Source organism: Borrelia persica No12, from assembly GCF_000500045.1.
Classification (GTDB): domain Bacteria; phylum Spirochaetota; class Spirochaetia; order Borreliales; family Borreliaceae; genus Borrelia; species Borrelia persica.
The window spans coordinates 1-18,580 of record NZ_AYOT01000016.1 but is presented as its reverse complement, the minus strand read 5'-3'; the positions used below and the strand labels follow the sequence as shown (position 1 = coordinate 18,580).

12 protein-coding genes and 6 pseudogenes are annotated in these 18,580 nt (G+C 32.8%); 16 read left to right on the top strand and 2 right to left on the bottom strand.

Translation table 11 applies throughout. The features are described 5' to 3' along the window. Positions 1–68: 68 nt before the first annotated feature. Together U881_RS12435 and U881_RS11320 are read right to left on the bottom strand one after the other, a co-directional pair. On the bottom strand, positions 69–242 hold the full coding sequence (locus U881_RS12435) for a hypothetical protein (RefSeq protein WP_160164748.1): 174 nt from the start codon (positions 240–242) through the stop codon (positions 69–71). Positions 243–313: 71 nt separating this feature from the next. Continuing rightward, complete coding sequence (locus tag U881_RS11320; RefSeq protein ID WP_160164747.1) at positions 314–2,083, bottom strand: plasmid maintenance protein; 1,770 nt, start codon at positions 2,081–2,083, stop codon at positions 314–316. A gap of 1,296 nt (positions 2,084–3,379) precedes the next feature. Here U881_RS11320 and U881_RS10190 point away from each other — a divergent pair. The 16 genes and pseudogenes from U881_RS10190 to U881_RS13615 all read left to right on the top strand — a co-directional run. Next, positions 3,380–4,159, top strand: coding sequence for a variable large family protein (locus U881_RS10190; protein WP_160164749.1), 780 nt, complete (start codon positions 3,380–3,382; stop codon positions 4,157–4,159). 464 nt (positions 4,160–4,623) lie between these two features. Continuing rightward, positions 4,624–5,649, top strand: a complete 1,026-nt coding sequence (locus tag U881_RS0100260) for a variable large family protein (protein ID WP_038362958.1) — start codon at positions 4,624–4,626, stop codon at positions 5,647–5,649. Positions 5,650–5,932: 283 nt separating this feature from the next. After that, entirely contained in the window at positions 5,933–6,097 is a 165-nt protein-coding gene (locus U881_RS12430; RefSeq protein ID WP_160164746.1) for a hypothetical protein, read from the top strand. 327 nt (positions 6,098–6,424) lie between these two features. After that, a complete protein-coding gene (locus U881_RS0100250; protein WP_235048099.1) occupies positions 6,425–7,312 on the top strand; it encodes a variable large family protein in 888 nt (295 codons plus the stop codon). Positions 7,313–7,624: 312 nt separating this feature from the next. Then, a complete protein-coding gene (locus tag U881_RS0100240) occupies positions 7,625–8,686 on the top strand; it encodes a variable large family protein (protein ID WP_152520636.1) in 1,062 nt (353 codons plus the stop codon). 648 nt (positions 8,687–9,334) lie between these two features. Further along, positions 9,335–10,375: a variable large family protein gene (locus tag U881_RS0100235; RefSeq protein WP_024652889.1), complete on the top strand. Its 1,041-nt coding sequence runs from the start codon at positions 9,335–9,337 to the stop codon at positions 10,373–10,375. A 507-nt stretch (positions 10,376–10,882) separates the two neighbouring features. Next, positions 10,883–11,905 (top strand): annotated as a pseudogene (locus tag U881_RS10185) (variable large family protein). A gap of 307 nt (positions 11,906–12,212) precedes the next feature. Then, positions 12,213–12,977, top strand: coding sequence for a Vsp/OspC family lipoprotein (locus U881_RS0100225; protein WP_326942976.1), 765 nt, complete (start codon positions 12,213–12,215; stop codon positions 12,975–12,977). Between the two features lie 174 nt (positions 12,978–13,151). Then, positions 13,152–13,277 (top strand): annotated as a pseudogene (locus tag U881_RS12425) (hypothetical protein); the annotation flags it as partial. Between the two features lie 436 nt (positions 13,278–13,713). Further along, positions 13,714–13,860, top strand: a complete 147-nt coding sequence (locus U881_RS12420; protein ID WP_160164745.1) for a hypothetical protein — start codon at positions 13,714–13,716, stop codon at positions 13,858–13,860. Next, positions 13,821–14,569, top strand: a pseudogene (locus U881_RS10180) (variable large family protein); the annotation flags it as partial. The gene U881_RS12420 and the pseudogene U881_RS10180, both read left to right, overlap by 40 nt. A 405-nt stretch (positions 14,570–14,974) precedes the next feature. Then, entirely contained in the window at positions 14,975–15,670 is a 696-nt protein-coding gene (locus U881_RS0100200) for a Vsp/OspC family lipoprotein (protein WP_235048098.1), read from the top strand. A 213-nt stretch (positions 15,671–15,883) separates the two neighbouring features. Continuing rightward, positions 15,884–16,717: pseudogene (locus U881_RS0100195) on the top strand (variable large family protein); the annotation flags it as partial. A 141-nt stretch (positions 16,718–16,858) separates the two neighbouring features. Further along, positions 16,859–17,142: pseudogene (locus U881_RS0100190) on the top strand (variable large family protein); the annotation flags it as partial. 200 nt (positions 17,143–17,342) lie between these two features. Next, positions 17,343–17,471 carry a hypothetical protein gene (locus U881_RS13450; protein WP_268744138.1) on the top strand — a complete coding sequence of 43 codons (129 nt, stop codon included), beginning with the start codon at positions 17,343–17,345 and terminating at the stop codon, positions 17,469–17,471. A 581-nt stretch (positions 17,472–18,052) separates the two neighbouring features. Beyond that, positions 18,053–18,319: pseudogene (locus U881_RS13615) on the top strand (variable large family protein); the annotation flags it as partial. Positions 18,320–18,580 lie beyond the last annotated feature (261 nt).

The following is an 18,580-nucleotide window of genomic DNA, read 5'->3' as shown; positions in this document are numbered from 1 at the left end:
AGAGACCTTAACTAGTTTAGCTTGTTGTTGTCTTTTCCTGAAAAGGTCATATGAAACCTATCTTAGTTTCACAATAATATTCCCCCATCTACCTGCTTAATTGTTATATTAAGGTTATCTCTATATTTCTTTGCAACCCACTCCTTAAGATATGCATACACATAATCAAAATTCTCAGGAATAAATATTGGAAATTTAACTATTGTTTCATCCAATCGCTTAGATTGCACCTCTTCACTCATATATGCTTTCCAAAGCCTATATCACTTGATATATAAGTCTTTTCGCTAAATATCGCAAATTAAATTTCATGTCACGTCTCCTTTTCTTTTATAATTTTACTTTCTTCTTCTGAAACTACAATACCTAAACTAGATAAAGACAATCCCTTAGTCGTCTTAAATCCTGCATCATTAGTTTCAAATTCAATATTCATCTTAGGCAATAATCTGCATGAAATGTCTAGTGCAGAGTTATTTGATACATCACCTATTATATTCACACCAGTATCGTCTGTTATACCTCGCTCTAATGTATCAGAAATCATACCGTCTAAAGAACGGTTTTGTGCACACATCTGTCTTTCTTTAACTTCACTAAACATTCCTACCCTTTCATCAACTTCGCAAAGAGATACTTCATTTTTTGTTGTACTCTCTATACAATCATTTTTACCTTCAATATCCTCATTCGACAATGACTCAGACAAAATGTTTGGGGGCGTTTTGTTCAAGAGGCTGTCTGTTTCGTTTGATTGTGCGTTATCGCCTACATTTTTCTTCAAAGTAGCTAACATACTTTCTTTTGAACGATTCTTTAAATGGGCTTGCTCTTCTTCTGCTCTTCTAAGCCTCTCCTTTCTCTCCTTCGCTTCCTGTTCAAACAGCTTTTGCAAATAGGTTTCTCTTCTCAGCAATTCTAGCCTACGTTTTTCTTTCTTTTCTGTTTCATGATTGCGCAAATTTTTTGTTGCTTTTTTGCTTTCTTTCTTTAAAAGTTTTCTTCCAATGCATATACTCTCACCATAAACCGATTTTTCAACACATCGCTTTTTGTACTTATTGGGATACCAGTCTCTAAATCTACCTTCCCAAATGACTTCATAGTCGTTTATTATCCCATCTTCTCTTTTCATCATCATCCACACTTTGTGCTTGTATCTATTTGCAAATTGCTTTAAAAAATGCTCTAAAATGTCTTCAAGACTGTATTCAATTCCATAATCAGTTATTGCTTGCTCCAAATTTAACAGAGCATTTATGTATGTCGAATCGTTGTTGCTCATCTCTTTTATTTGCTTCACATACTTTTCGCTAATTTTGTAGTCAGATAGCAGTCTTGTCTGAACATCTTTCCTCATTATTTTGCAATCTCTTTTCTTTTTTTTATAAAAATCAGCTTTTTTCAAAAGCATTTCTGAGTTCTCCATAGAATTCTCTTTTTTTATATTGCTTATTTTAGCTTTATTAATTACATCGGACATTTCGACATCGGACATTTCGACATGTGACATTAACTTTGGAACATGAGAAATTGTGTTTGTTTTGTTATGTTCATTTTCATTTAATTKTAATTGATTTTCAATATTTTCAAGGTTTGTGCAATTGGGTGTTATATTTTTATCAAAATCCCCAATAATTTTCTTGTCTTTTAGATTTTCTTTAAGTAGTTCTTTTAGATATTCGAAAATGATTTTTTTGTGCATAGGTGCAAGTTCCATGTTTTGTCTATAGTGAGCAATACTACCATTTCCCATTCCCAGTCTTCTAATTTTGGACTGAATCAATCCTGTTTCATTTAGAAGTTTTATGTCTCTTCTAATAGTTCTTTTAGATATCTTTTTATAACCATCGTTTTCTAATAGTTTACTTACTATATTGTAGATATCACTTGCGGAATATTCTTCAAGACCACTTGATTTTTTATAGTCTTGATTTTTAGTATCTATTGCCCAATAGATCTTAAGCATTCTCTTGTATCGTTTGAATGTTTTGCTTACTTGTAATCTGGCCTGAGATACAGAGATACTTATTATTTCAGATGATGTTTTGTATTGATTTAAGTTAATAAGACCTTTGAGCATCGATTGAATTTGGCTCTTTGTGCCATTTGGTTTGAAATTTTTTGTTTCTTCTGTTAAAATATTCATACTTTGTTGTTATTTAAAATCCAAAGTTGAGATTTTCTTTTTTTTGAAGAATCTTTGGATTGTTATTTTATATTATTGTATATAAAATTTTCACTTTTGACTACTTTGGTCAAGGTGATTTTTTATATAATTTTTTGTTTTATCAACTTTATAAAAATAAGAAAGATTGGTGTTATAGGTTTTTTATTGTTGTTGTCTGTATAAAAATTACATAAGATTAGTAATTTGGGTATTTTTCTTATGCAATTTTTGCGTTCCTTATAATTAGAAGAAGTATAGAGGGTTATTTGGAGTTAAATATGAGTGTTGAAGAAATTAATAAATAGTTTATAAATAAATAGTTTATAATTTAATTAGGTCTGAAGAGAGGTCAAAAAAGATTGTCATAGTTTTATATTTGGTGAGCAGATTATCAGTTCTTTTTAAGAAAAGTTTGATCTTTGTTAAGATGGGGTGATGTGTAATTTTAACTATTGAGATGATAAAATAAGTATGAGCAAAATTAATGTGATTGAATAGGTAGATAAGATTGAGACTATGATTGATTCAAGGATAGATGTAATTGATCAGTTTTGATGAAAAAATATACTAACTTGTGATTTTAGGGTAAGCAAACTTGATGTTAAAATAGATGAAGCGAAGAAGAGGGGGTGGTTAGTTTTATTTTTGACTATTGTTCATATACTTGCTTTTTTATGTTTTGTAGTACGAGTATTTATGATGTTAGGTGAATATTATGTATGTCATATTTTATAGAGATATAGTTATTTGTGTTGAGTTATTATTATCTAAAGTTAACTTTTTTTATCACAAACTTGTGGAGAGTATGTTATAAAAATAATTAGAGAGGAGCCTTTGATGATAATTAGAGATACTAAAAAAGGTATTAACTTTTAATTTAGTATTATAGATTCTTTGAGACTTGTGTTGAATTTTTTGTTCGTAACATTTGGTTAACCATGTTTGCTTTATCTTTATTGTTGTTTGATTTGTTGCCTTCTTGTGGAGAAATTGTAAGTTATAATATTGACAGTCATTTTAAATTATATTTTATCTTACCATTTACGATGGTCATTGTAATAGTATTATCTTCAATATTATTGTATTTTTTTGTATCGTTTTTGGGCTAATAACAGATACATTAGGATTGAGTGTAACTAGAGAGACAAAGAAGGAGAATGTAGGACGATCTTTTAATAAATTAGTTAAGGATTTTGAAGAGGCAACAAAATAGTTAGGCAAAGTTCAGAAAGATGGTTTATAAATAAGTTAATTGAAGGAGCGGCTGAGGGAGCTAAGAAGGTGTTAGGGGAGTTGAGGGGTCATTTAGAGTTATTGGGAGAGATAGGAGATGATGATAATGTAGGTGTAACATCTAATAGCAAAGGAGAAGGAGCAGATACAGATAAATTAAAGGAAGCGTATAAGGGGTTGAAAGGGATAGTGGAAATAGCGAAGGGAGTAGGAGTTAAAGAACCAAGTGAGAGTAATGTGACATTGAAGCAAGATTCAATAGGAGTTGATGCGAAAGAAGGAGCTAAGGTATTAACAACAAGTAATAATGCAGGAGCAGCAGTAGGAGAAAAAGCAGTATTGATAGTGACATCAGTGAGAGGGGAGGAAATGTTAGCGTCGATAGTGAAATCGGGGGAAGGAGATGTAGCAGTAGGAACAACTAATGATGTAACTGTAAATACAAGTGCAATGAGTTTTGCAATGGGAGGATCAGGAGATAAGTTAGCAAAAGATGTAGTAAAAGCAGGAGCAGTAAGTGGAGGGATAGCGATGAGAGGGATAGTAAAAGGAGGGAAGTTAGCTGCGAATAATGGTGGTAATGATAATATAGCAGTGCAAGGAGCAGGAATAACAGCAGTGAATAAATTGTTGAAAGCAGTAGAGGAAATAGTGAAGAAGACAGTGAAGAATATTGTGGATAGAGCGAAAGGAGAGATAGATAAAGCAAGAAGTCCTAAAGTAGCAATTTCAGAAGCAAGTGATAGTAATAAATAAACCAAATTAAGATAAGAAATAAGATAAGAAATTAAGAGGATAAATATTAGAGTATTTAGCTAAGAGAGTGGAAGGCAATCCTATAGAAATCTTATAGATTATAGATTTTATAAATGATTCTAGGTTGTCTTCTATTTTTATTTGATTAACTTAGAAATAGAAGGATAAGAAGTTAAATATAAGGTGTATTCATATACATTAGTACAATACTCTAATACTGTTGGAGAATCTATAGAATTTGGGAATTGTTTAACTTATTGCTAATAAATAATAATAAATCGTCAAATAAAATAATAAAATTGTTAAAGAGAAACATGTTGCTCTATATTGAGAGGGAATTTGTTTTCCTTGGATTTTTATTCTTTACTTGTTATGAATAAAAACTCTTCGAAGCAATAAGAAAAAGAGATGAGAGGAATTAGAGAAATAAGAAGGAGAGAAGCGATGCAAGGGGAATAGGGAAGATGAGAGAGGTAATGAAGAGAAGTTTGTTTATTATTATGATTTTGGGAATTATGGGATGTAATAATGGAGTAGCGGAGCTAGAAAAGAAGAATGAGTTTTTACAGTCTTTAGTTAGTTTGGGAAATGATTTTATTGGTGTTTTTACTTCTTTTGGCGATATTGTTGGGAGTGTGTTAGGGTTTAATTTGGAGAGTAAGAAATCTGATGTGGGGAAATATTTTAAGAAAGTTCAGGATACTGTGCAAAGGGTAAAGGATGGGCTTAATAAAATTGTTGATGATATGAAAAAAGAGGGAAATCCTAATTTTGCGTCTACTGAGACTGTAGTAAATAAATTAGTTACAGAGACACTTGATAAGATAATTGATGGGGCTAAGATTGCTAGTGAGGCTATTGGTGATGATAATAATCCAATTGGAAACATTTCTGCTGCTGGTTCGGGTGGTACTGTTGGGGTTGGTGTTGAGAGCTTGATAAAAGGAAGTAAGTCAATTGTAGATGTTGTACTTAGAGATGTAGGAAATGCTGAGGCGGGGGATGATAAAAAGGCTGAGAATCTTAGCGCGAGAAATAATGATGGTGCAGGGAAGTTGTATGCTAATGTTGCTGATGCAGATGCAAAAAAAGCAGCAGCTGATGCAGCTAAAGCTGTTGGAGCAGTAACTGGAGCTGATATATTACAAGCTATTTCCAAGGGTAATGAAGGTGATGCTTCTAGACTAGCTAAGCATAATGCTGTTGCAGGTGCTGAGGCTAATAAAAAAGATGCGGTTATAGCAGGTGGTATAGCACTAAGGGCAATGGCTAAGGATGGTAAATTTGCTGGTCCTAATGCTGCTGATGCAGATGCAAAAAAAGCAATAGAGGGAGCATCAGTAGGTGCGGTAACTAAGGTGTTAGATACACTCACAATAGCAATAAGAAATACTGTTGATGTAGGACTTAAAACAGTAAAAGAAGCAATTAAAATAAATGCAAATGATACTCCTGTAACTTTTGATAAGAACACATCTGAAGGAAAATAATTGGATAAAAAATAAATAATTAAGTAAAATGAAAAGAAGTAGATAAAAACAAAAGGAAAACAACTCTTATAAAAAAGATGTGTTTTCCTTAAATAATTTATAGGGGTGAAGGGCTTTTGTTTAAGAGAGAGATATTTCGTTGCTTGAATTGATTGTAGAAATTGTATTTTTTACTTTGCTGTCTGATATTCTCTTTCTTTTCTTGACTGCGCTAGGGGGGTTGAATCGTGACCGTTTGCAATAAGAATAGGTGATTTCTTCTTTCCTTTTTTGGAAGTATGAGTTGGGTCGTAGAAACTCTGCACCTAATAAATCATTGGCAGTATTAGTATCAACCTTAGAAGTGGAGCTGTTGTCTTGTGGTGATGTTGTTTTTCTTGCTATAGTTTTTCTACTACGTTTTTTTGGGCTTTTTGAAAGGTTTTTTTATCTACTTTATCAGTTTTAGCTTGGGTTTTATTATCCAAGATAGATTGTGCCTTGTTAATTAGATCATCAGATTTTTCTTTTGTATCTTTTGCAAATGCTTCCTTTATTGGACAACTATATAGCAATAGAGTGTATAAAACAATGAGTGGATTTAGTTATTGTTTTATTTTTACCATTTTGTACTTTTCAGTTTGCTTATCGCAGTATTAATTTTATTAATAGTATTTTCAAGGTTAAACCATGCCTTATTTAAATTGGTCTTCCATTGAATTGGATGGTAAATTTGCTGATGAGAGGAATTAGAGAAATAAGAAGGGGAGAAGATTTGCGTGGGGGAATAGGGAAGATGAATAATATTATCAAGAGAAGTTTGCTTATTATTATGATGATGGGAATGATGGGATGTAATAGTGGGTTAGTATCGGAGAAAGAGGGATTAGAGAAGAGGAATAGTTTTTTAGAGACATTGGTAAAGGTCGGAGAAGGGTTTTATGAGATTTTTAGTAGTTTTGGAAATGTATTAGGATTTAATGTTGTTAAAGCTGACGATAATAGGAGCAAGGTAGGTGAACATTTTGGGAAGCTAGGAAATGGATTGAAAGAAACTAAGGATCAATTAGATGAATTGTTGAAAAAAATAGTTACTGCTCCAAATGCTGATACTAGGGGTGTTGAGGCTGTTATTCAAGGTGTTAGTGAAGTTATTTCAAAATTAATTGCTTCTGTAAGCAAACTAGCTGGAGTAGTTAAGGCTAACACTGTTCTTGGTGATAGTGGTGCTGCTGCTGGTCAGGGTGCTGGTCCTAAATTAGCTGCTGAAGTTGCTAAAGTAGATCCATGGGCAATGATTGACAAGATTCAAAGTGCTAAGACTTCTGATGTTCAACTTGATGGTGCTACCAATTATGGTGCTGGAGAACTGGCTACTGGTATTCCTAATCAAGCTAATGGTTCTAAGGCGGCTACTAATGCAGACTTAGCAGCTGCTGTTGCTTTGAAGGCTATGATTGAAAAGGGTAAATTTAGTGCGGCTGTTCAAGATGTTGATGCAGTAAAAGCAGCAGCCGCAAGTGCTGTAAATAAGGTATTGGGAGTATTGGATATAATAATTAGGAAAACAGTAAATCTTGAACTTGGTAAAATTAAAGATGCTGTTAAGGGAATTCAATACTCAGAGACTACTGGAATTAATGTTCCAGAGGCTGGTACTACTCAAATTCCTGCTACTAAATAAATCGTAAAACTGAATTATAGAGTTATTTAAGGAAAACACTTTTTTCTGTAAGAAGGATAGTTGTTTTCCTTATTTTCATTTTAGTATGTCTTATTAAACATTTATCATTTGTTCATTTAACAAGAGAATTTCAATTTATATATCATTTATGAATTTTTATTTCGTTTTTGCTTTTGCTTTAAGCTTGTGAAGAGAAATAAGGAGGCAAGAAAGAAATGAAAAAAAATAAAGGAGATAAAGCAAAGAGGAAAGGGAAGAGAAAAGGGAGAAGGAAGAAGGATAAGAGAGTTTATTAAGGGAAGTATTGTGTTAATGATGATGATGGGAATTATGGGATGTAATAGTGGGTTAGTATCGGAGAAAGAGGGATTAGAGAAGAGGAATAGTTTTTTAGATTCTTTAGTTAAGATTGGACAGGGGTTTCAGGAGATTTTTGGCGTTTTTGGGAATGTTATTGGGAATGTATTTGGATTTAATGTTGTTAAATATGATGATCAGAGAAGTAAAGTAGGAGAGCACTTTAAGAAGATTGAAAATGAACTTATAACGACTAAGAATAAATTAAATGAATTATCAAGTAAAATATCTGAAGCTAAGAATGCTGATGGGAGTACAATTAAAGTTATGGAAGATGTAATTAAAGGAACAAATGATTTTTTTGAACAATTGGTGGCTTCCTTAACTAAATTAGCTGTTGTAACTAATGTTAGTGTTCCACTTGGAGATGTTAATACTGCTGGTGCTGCAGTGGGTGCGGATGAGAAAGATGTTAATACAGTAATTGAAAGTGTAAAGACAATTATTGATTTAGCAGAGAAGTCAGGAATAAAAATTAATGCTGGAAATGCTGGTGCTAAAGTTACTGGGGGTGGTGCTACTGCCGGTGCAGCACTTGTTGGTAAAAATAATGCTCAGGCTGATCAGGGAGCTGCGGCTAAGTTAGTTTCTGAAGTGTCAAAAGCTGATCCATGGGCAATGATTGATAAGATAAAAAATGCTAAGATCCCATCTGATGCTAGTACTGTTGCTAATGATAATAATGCTTCTGGCGCACTAGCTACTAAATTACCTTCTGCTGCTAATCAAAATGGTGCTGTCACTAATGCAGATTTAGCCGCTGCAGTTGCTTTAAAGGCTATGACTAAGACTGGTAAATTTAGTGCCAATAATGCTAATGAGGAATCTGATGCAGTTAAAGCAGCAGCTTCAAATGCAGTAAATAAAGTACTAGGAATACTTGATGTAATAATAAGGAAAACAGTAAGTAATAATTTAGAGAAAGTAAGAGAAGCAATTAAGGGAATCAAATACTCTGAGATTGATGTAACTGAGGCTAGTCAATCTGATATTATGCAATCTGTTATTACTAAATAAAGAGTGATTAAGAAATTATGTAATGTGAACACTTCTCTCTGTAATCGAGAGAGGTGTTGTTTTTGTGAGTTGTATTTTGAGTGTATAATTTCTAATTAAAAATATTCGGTTTATTCTATAAAGTTGTATAGATTTGTATAGTTATAAATATTTATTGAAATAAAATCATTTAAATAAGACGTTTCTTTTGTTATCTATGAGGTAACAAAGAAGATGTTTTTTTGTTTAAAATGAGGTTCTGCACTATAGAAGTAGTTTTTTACGAATACTATTTATAAGTACGGATTTTATTTGTTATAAATTTATATATTTAAAAAAAATTTGGTTATACTTTATTTAAGTTTTAATTTTATGTAAGTTACAAATAATCTTGGAGGTTTTAGAAGGCAAGTTTAGAGATGAATCTAGGTTGCCTTCTATTTTTATTTGATTAAATTAGGAATAAAATAATAAGAAATTGAATTTTTTCCTTTCCTCCTTATCTCTCTTTACAAGATTAGAAAGATAACAAAACAAAATGAATAAAATTGAACAAATGAATATGAATTAACCAAAAATGAGAGAAATCAAAGAGATATAAAAAAGAGTAAAAGGAAGATATACGGGAGAAGGAGTATGGGAGAAGATAAGAGAGGGGGAATAGGGAAGATGAATAAGGTTATCAAGAGAAGTTTGATTATTATGATGATTATGGGGATGATGGGATGTAATAATGGATTAGCGAAGTTAGAACAGGAGAATGAGTTTTTAAGTTCTATTGCTAATTTAGGGAAAGGGTTTTTAGATATTTTTGTGACTTTTGGGGATATGGTAGCAGGAGCATTTGGGATTAAGGCAGATACTAAGAAAAGCGATATAGGGAAGTATTTTACTGATATTTCAACAACAATGGAATCTGTTAAACAGAAATTGCAAAATGAAGTATCAAAGAATGGGAACTATGAAAAAGTCAAAACAGTTGTTGATGAGTTTATTACAGGCACATTAGATAAAATTGCATCAGGAGCAAAAGAAGCAGCAAAAGGGGCTACAACTGATACTGCTATAGGAAATGCTAAACAAAATGAGGATGCTGTACCAGCAGATACTGCAAGTGTAAACTTGCTTGTTAAAGGAATTAAAGAGATAGTTGAAGTGGTTTTAAAGGGTAAAGGTAATCCAGATGCTACTAAGACTGGAGATACAGAGAAAAAGTCAATTGGTAAACTTTTTGCAAAAAAAGATGCTGATAGAGCTCAAGAGGCTGAAGCGGCAGCAGCAAATGCGTCAATCGGATCAGTAAGTGGTGCTGACATCTTGCAAGCAATAGCTAAATCTAAAGAGAATCCTGTTGTTAATTCTACTGATGGAATTGTAAAAGCCAAAGATGCAGCAGAGATTGCAGTTGCTCCAGCTAAAGATGATAAAAAAGAAATTTCAGAAGAATCAGCAAAAAAAGATGCAATAATAGCAGCAGGGATAGCATTGCGAGCAATTGCTAAAGACGGTAAATTTACTGCTAAGCAAAATGAAGAGAAATCCGCTCATGCAGTAAATGGGGCAGCTGCAAGTGCAGTAGGTAAAACGCTTAGTACTTTAATAATAGCAATAAGAAATACAGTTGATAGTGGATTAAAAAGTATAAATGAAATACTATCTACAATTAAACAGGAAGATAAAGCAGCAGAATCTAAAGTTAGTGGACAATAAATAGATAATTTCCGATAAAAGTAATAAACTAAAAAGTAATTTCAAGGAAACACTTCTCTTGTTCTTCTTTAAAGAAGGATAGGGAAGATGTTTTCTTTTTTTAAAATTAAGTGATTTAATATATTTTTTGTTAAGTATTCATTCATCGTGTGTGCATTTGATATGTGCAGAAGATAAGGCAGTAGAAGCAGCAGCTAATGGACAACAATAAATAATTACCGATAAAAATCAGTCAAGAAAAAAAAAGTTATTTAAAGTAAACATTTTTCTTGTTTTTTATAAGGCATACAGGGGAGATGTTTTTTTATTAATCATTCATTTGTCATGTGTGCGTTCCATTTATTTTTCTTTCGTTTTATTTGGGAGTGGAAGGGGAAGAAAAGGGAGCTTTAAATTATTGAGGATTTAAAGCTTGGGGGGATTTAAAGAGTTAGATAAGGAGGGAAAAAGATGAGGGGAATTAGAGGAATTAGAGATAATTATTATAAGAGAGGGGGTATTGGGAAGATGAGAGGGGTAATCAAGAGAAGTTTGTTTATTATTATGATTTTGGGAATTATGGGATGTAATAATGGATTAGCGAATTTAGAGAAGGAGAATGAGTTTTTGAGTTCTATAGCTAATTTAGGGAAGGGCTTTTTGGATGTTTTTGTGACTTTTGGGGATATGATTACAGAAACATTGGGAATAAAGGCAGAAACAAAGAAAAGTGAGATTGGGACTTATTTTACTAAGATTGAGAATACTATGAAAACAGTAAAAGTAAAATTAGGGAAGATTTTAGAAGAACATGGAAGTTATTCTAAGGTAAAAGAGAAGGTAGAAGAATTTGTTGGGAAGATAAGTAAGATTGAAGAAGGCGCGAAAGCAGTGGCTAGTGGTGCCAATGGTACTGGTGCAATAGGGAATGCTGTTAAAAATGAGTCTGCAGAGGCTGCAGATATAACAAGTGTTAATGCTGTTGTTAAGGGAATTAAAACTATTGTTGAGGTGGTATTAAAATCTGGAGAGGGAAATGCAGAGAATAGTAAGACGGCAGAAACTGAAAAAAAATCAGTTGGTAAATTGTTTAGTAGCAAGGTTGATACTGATGGAACAGAAGTACAAGCAGCAGCCGCAAGTGCATCTATTGGAGCAGTAAGTGGAGCTGATGTATTGCAAGCTATATCTAAATCTGAAGAGGTTAAAGGTGAGCCTACTGTTGAGATTGCAAAAAACGCTTGCAGATATTGCGGCTGCTAAGAAAGAAGAAAGTAAAGAGATTACGGTTGATGGAGCAAAGAAAGATGCAGTAATAGCAGCAGGAATAGCATTAAGAGCAATGGCAAAGAATGGTAAATTTATTGCTAAAAATAATGAAGATAAATCAGCTTTTGCCATTAACGGAGCAGTAGCAAGTGCAGTAAATAAGACATTAAGTGCATTAACAGTAGCAATAAGAAATACAGTAGATGAAGGGTAAAAGGAATTAATGAGATATTAGGGGAGATTAAACAAGGAGAGAATTCTGTTGCTAAAGTTAGTGAATAAGCGAAATTGGTAATATTTATAATATGACTTGAATTAATTAAGAAAAATATTTGCTTAAGAGAGCTTGTTTTTAGCTCTCCTTTTTTGTTTGCGGTGCGGTTTTTATGTTTTCATTTATTTTGAATTTAAATCTTGAAGTAAAGGGATAGGAAGAGAATAAAGGGTTTTTTTAAAAAAAAGAGAGGATAGAGTATATATGAGAGCTAGGAGGGATTTAAAGAAGATATAGAAGAGATGTATACATGCTATCTGAAGATTAAGAGAGAAGAGAGAAAGATGTGAGGGAAGATAAAGAGTAAGGGATTAAATGAAAAATGAAGGAAAAGAGATGAGAGGAATTAGAGAAGTAAGAGCTAATTATGATAAAGGGGGAATAGGGAAGATGAAGGAGATTATCAAGAGAAGTTTGATTATTATGATGATTTTGGGAATTATGGGATGTAATAGTGGTGGATCAGGAGGTGGTAATGGCTCTGGGGGAAAGACACAAGATGGGAAGGAGAAAGAAGGCATTGTTACTAGGAGTGATGGGATAGTTTTGGATTTAGCAAAATTAAGTAAAAAGATAAGAGAAGCTAGTAAATTTGCTGCTAGTGTTAAAGAAGTTCATGCTTTAGTTAAGTCAGTAGGTGATTTTGCTAAGGGTATTGGGAAAAAAGTGACCCAAAACACTGGTGTTATTGCGGCTGATGCTGGTGGTAATAATAATGGACAAATAGTTGCAGGAGCATATGGTTTAATATCAGATGTAAATATTAAAGTGGAAACATTGAGACAAAAAGATGGAATTTCTACTGAATTGAAGGCAAAGTTTGATTTTGATGATGTGGTCGCAAAAGGTAAAGCATTTTTAGATAAAGTGAAGGGAGATTCTGATCTTTGTAAAAAAGATGTAACTGATGAGCATGCAAAAAAAGCCTTGGATGTAAATGATGCTTCTAAAGATAAAGGAGCTAAAGAACTTGTTGAGTTCAATACAGCAATGGATGAATTATTAAAGCTTGCTGATAAAGAAGTGGAATCTGCAATTATAGAACTTACTCCTCCTCCTGCTAAGGTAGCTTCTGCTTAATTTGTTAATTGAGGTATAAATAAAAAATTTTAATTTTTAATTAGTAAGTAACTATAAATGTGAAGTCAATTAATAGATAGGTAGCTAAGAGGATTATCCTCTTAGCTTTTGTTTTTGTTAGGGAAGATAAATTTTTGTTCATTAATGTACTGACATTATGATGATTCTAAATCTGAGCATGCGGCAAATGGAGCAGTAGTAAGTGTTCTTGCTAAGACATTAAGTATTCTAATAATTTCAGTAAGAAATGCTGTTGATAGTGGTTTTCCTTATACAGAACAAGAGAAATATTTCCTTTAAATAAAAATAATTTTATCCATTTTATTAATTTTTTATCGATAATTATTCGTTGTTCTTTATTAGCCGAGGCTTCTACTAACTTACCTTTTTGTTTCACTATAGCTAGCAGTGCTGCATTTATTGTAACTTATTGTTGGAATATAGGGAGATTTTTTCTTGTTAAATTAGGTGATTTGGTATTTTTTCTTTTATTTTTATTTAGATCTAATTTATGAGGTTTATTGTGAGCTAATTTATTAGATTTATTTAGAAGATTTGATTTAGGTTGTTTTATTTGTGAGATTTAATTTAGAGCTATGGGGTCTTTAAATAATAGGGAAATTTAAAGATAGGTGGGGGGAATTTTTTAGATTAAGGAGGGAAAAAGGATATTAGTGGGATTAGATATAACGAAGACATTAGAGATAATAATGACATTAGAGGAGGCATAGGGAAGATGAATAGGGTAATCAAGAGAAGTTTGATTATTATTATGATTTTGGGAATTATGGGATGTAATAATGGATTAGCGAATTTAGAGAAGGAGAATGAGTTTTTGAGTTCTATTGCGAATTTAGGGAAGTTGTTGATGAGTTTATTATAGAGACATTAGATAAAATAGCATCAGGAGCCACAGAAGCAACAAAAGGGGCTACAGGTGATTCTATAGGAAATGCTACTTCATCTGGACATGGAGCTACTCCTGCTAATAAGGATTCAGTTGTTTCACTGGTAAAAGGGATTAAAGCTATTGTTGGGGTGGTTTTAAAAGATGGTGAGGGTGATGCAGGAGCTACTAAAACAGGGGAAGATGATAAAAAGGATATTGGTAAGTTGTTTGATCAAAAAAAAGAGGATGCTAAAGAAGAAAATATTGCAAAAGCAGCGGCAAGCATTGGTGTAGTGACAGGAGCTGATATTTTGCAAGCTATAACTACATCTAAGGACAATCCTGTTGAAGATGCGGCTGAGGGTATTAATGCAGCCAAAGATGCCGCAGAGATTGCTATTGCCAAGGCTGTTAATGATAAGAAAGAGAGATTAAAGATTCAGCGAAAAAAGATGCAGTTATTGCAGCGGGGATAGCATTGAGAGCAATGGCGAAGGATGGTAAATTTGCGACTAATAGTACTACCAAAGATGCTGATGCAGTAAATGGAGTAGCAGCAAGCGCAGTGAATAAGACACTAAGTACTCTAATAATAGCAATAAGAAATACAGTTGATAGTGGATTAAAAAATATCAATGAAATACTAGCTACAATTAAACAGGAAGATAAGGCAGAAGAATCTGCAGCGAATGGACAACAATAAATAATTACCGATAAAAATCAGTCAAGAAAAAAAAGTTATTTAGAGCAAACATTTCTCTTGTTTTTTATAAGGCATACAGGGGAGATGTTTTTTTATTAAGCATTCATTTATCATGTGTGCGTTCCATTTATTTTTATTTCGTTTTTTCTGTTGAAGTAAATTTTTAGGCAGAGAAGAAGAGACTCTTTAAATGAGAGAAGGGAAGTAAAAATAAGAGAAGGGAAGTTTAAAGGGAAGAGAAGGAAGTAAAAATAAGACGAGTAACTTTTTTTAGAAGGGATGAACTTTTTTTAGAAGTGATTAGGTTTTATTTGGGAGTGGAAGGGGAAGCGAAGGGAGCTTTAAATTATTGAGGATTTAAAGATTGGGGGGAATTAAAGAGTTGATTAAGGAGGGAAAAAGAAGATGAGAGGAATTAGAGCAATAAATGTTAATTATTATAAGAGAGGGGGTATTGGGGAGATGAAGAAGGTTATCAAGAGAAGTTTGCTTATTATTATGATTTTGGGAGTTATGGGATGTAATAATGGAGGAGGAAAAGATGGAAGTCAAGCAACAAGGTCAGATGGGACAGTGATTGATTTAGCAAAAGTAAGTACAGAAATAAAAGAGGCTATTGATTTTGCAACAAGTGTTAAAGAAGTAGAGACTTTAGTTAAGTCAGTAGATGAGCTGGCTAAAGCTATTGGTAAGAAGATTAAGGATGATGGTAGTCTTGAGGATGAGACTAATCATAATGGAGCATTAGTGACAGGGGTATATCAATTAATATCAGATGTGAAGAGCAAATTGACAAAATTGGAAACAGTGGCTAGCAAATTTGCTGGGCTAAAGGAGAAAGTTAGTGCTGCTAAGGCATCAAGTGGAACATTTTTGGATAAATTGAAGGGTGAAAGCGACCTTTGTAAGGAGGGTGTTACTGATGCACATGCAAAGAGTGCCATACTTGTAACAGATGCTACTAAGGATAAAGGAGCTAATGAGCTTATAGCACTAAACACTGCGATTACTAATTTGGCAACTGCTGCTAAAGGTGAATTAAATACTGCAATCAGTAAGCTTACAGCAAAACCTGTTAAACTTGCTGTTAGTGGAAGTTAATAGATTTAGGTAATGATGATAAGATTAGTTTTTTAATTAGTAAGGTAAGTAACTGGAAAAAATAAAGTCAATAGAAAGAAAGCTAGGAGCTTAGTGCTCTTAGCTTCTGCTGTTATTTAGGCTATGGATGTATAGTGATTAGATGTAATGTGATTGAGTTTTAAGTTTTAGATTAGGATTATATTTTTATTGTAATTTGAGATTTAAAATGTGGTTCAGGATACTGTGCAAGGGGTAAAGGATAAGCTTGAGAAAATTGTGGATGATATGAAGAAAGAAGGGAATCCGCATGCTGCGGGAGTAGAGAGTGTAGTAACTAAATTTATTACTGAGACACTTGATAAGATAATAGGTGGAGCTAAGACTGCTAGTGAGGCTATTGGTGATGCTAGTGATCTAATTGGTAATGTTGCTGCTGGTGGTGCTGGTGCAGCTGCAGGTGCTGGTGGAGATGTTGTAAACTTAGTGAAGGGAATTAGAAATATTGTAGATGTGGTGCTTAAAGGTGTAGGGAGGGCTGATGCTGGGGATGATAAAAAAGCTGAAGATGGCAGTACTGCAAGAACTTCTGCTGATAGTGGAGCAGGAAAATTGTTTGCTAATGATAGTGCAGGTGCTAATGCTAATGATGCAAAAAAGGTAGCAGCTGATGCGGCAAAAGCAGTTGGAGCAGTAATTGGAGCTGATATATTACAAGCTATGGTAAAAGAAGGTGGAGCTGCTGCTAAGTTAGCTGTTAATAATACTGCTAATAATGCTGTAGCTGATGCTGCTAATGCTAAGGATGCGACTATCGCAGGAGGTATAGCGTTAAGAGCGATGGCAAAGAATGGTAAATTCGCTCATGCTAGTGACAATGCTAATGTTGATGCAAAAAAAGCGGTAGAGGGTGCAGCAATAAGTGCGGTAACTAAAGCGTTAGATACATTAACAATAGCAATAAGAAAAACAATTGATACAGGACTTAAGACAGTTAAAGGATCAATAAAAATTAATCCTGAAGGTACTTCTGTAACTACTGAAATTACTCCTGATATTAATAAATAAATAATAAACTGAATATCAAAGGCAATTAAGGAGAACACTTTTTTCTTTATTAAGGATAGTTGTTTTCCTTTTTGGCGTTTTGGTGTTAGTGGTGATGATGCTATAGGAATGCTGCTGTTAAGAGTCAATTTGCGGTTGTTGGCTGATAAATCTTCAGTTATTTCTTTGGTTAAAGGGATTAAATTTATTATTGGGGTAGTGTTGAAAGAAAGTGAAGGTAATGCTGATGCTACAAAATTCAAGATGAGAGAAAGGATATTGGTAAATTGTTTGGAAATCAAGATGCTGATAGCGCTCAATAGGCAAGAGGGGGTTAAGGCAAGTGCGTCAGTAGGAGAGCAATAAGTGGTGTTGATATATTAAAGACTGTAGCTAAATCTAAAGAGAATCCTTCTGATGATAGTACAAATGGTATTGAAAACGCCTAAGGATGTGGTTGAAATTGTGATAGCCTCGGGTTGTTAATGATAAGAAGGGGATAGAATTAAAGGACCCCGGCAAAAAAAAGATGTAGTAGACTGTATCTAGTTCTGATAAAAAATAATCTTGAATAAGATCAGTAAATTAATTAATACACAGTAATAAAGTCATAGAAATAAAAAAGGCTTTCTTATTAAGGGGGCCTTTGGTTTTATATAAATTTACGGATAATCTAGAGAAAGTGAGAGAAGCTGTTAAGGGAATAAAATATTTTGATGCTGTTGGAACTAATACTTCAGAAGTTGGTATTACTCAAACTACTGCTACTAAATAAATCCTTAAACTAAAAAATAAAGTTAATAAAGGAAAACATTGCACTACTCTCTATTTATGGGAGTGAGTAGTTTTTCTTTTTTTGTATTTTGTTTTAGTACCATAAATATGGTGTAAATATAGTTCAGTAACCATTGAAAACCTTGTTTAGCTAACCTTTTTCTAATTATGATTAAAAGAAAAAATCTAGGATATTAGTTTTACTAGCTTTTGTTTTTCTCTTATTAAAAGTTTATTAACTGTTTTGTTACTTTTAGAAGAGAAAAATCAGGAGGCAAGAAGCAATGAAGAAAAGAAAGAATAGAGATAATAATTATGAATTGATTATTATTGATATTTTGTGGAAGTGGGTACTTTTAGCAGTAAAGAAGAGGAATAATTTTTTAGAGTAATTGGTTAGGATAGTAGAAGGTATTTATGAGGTTTTGGCATTTTTGGTAATGCAATTGGGGATGAATTAGGATTTAATGTTGTTATAGTGTTGGCGTCTTGTTAAATATTTATCGTGTGTTTGTTTGATAGGTACATTTCATTTTTATTTCATTTTTGTTCTTGCTTTGGGAGAAGGAAGAGGGATAGGAGTATTTTAGTGATATTGCTGCTGGTACTATGGAAACAACGAAAGCAAAATTGAATGAGATTTTAGAGAAGAATGGGAATTATGAAAAGATAAAATAAAAGGTTGCTGCTTTTATCACAACTATCGATAAGATTGCAAGAAGGAAAAAAACTGCGGTTTCTGGTGCTAGTGGTAGTGATTTTATAGGAAATGCTGTTAAAAATGTTGATGTCAAAGCTGCTAATATGGAAAGTGTTAACTTTTTAGTTAAAGAAATTAAAAAATTATTGAAATTGTTTTGAAGGCTAAATGAAATATTGGCTGCATTGAAGCAAGAAGATAAGACAGTAGAAGTAGTAATTAGTGGACAATAATAAATAATTATAGGTAAAAATTAGTAAAATAAAAAAGTTATTTAAGGAAAATACTTCTCTTATTCTTTTTGAAGTCATAAATTAAGTGATTTAATATATTTCTTTTATATTTTTTATTCGACATTCATTTATCATGTGTGTCTATCATTTATTCATTTTTTTTCGTTTTTTCTGTTG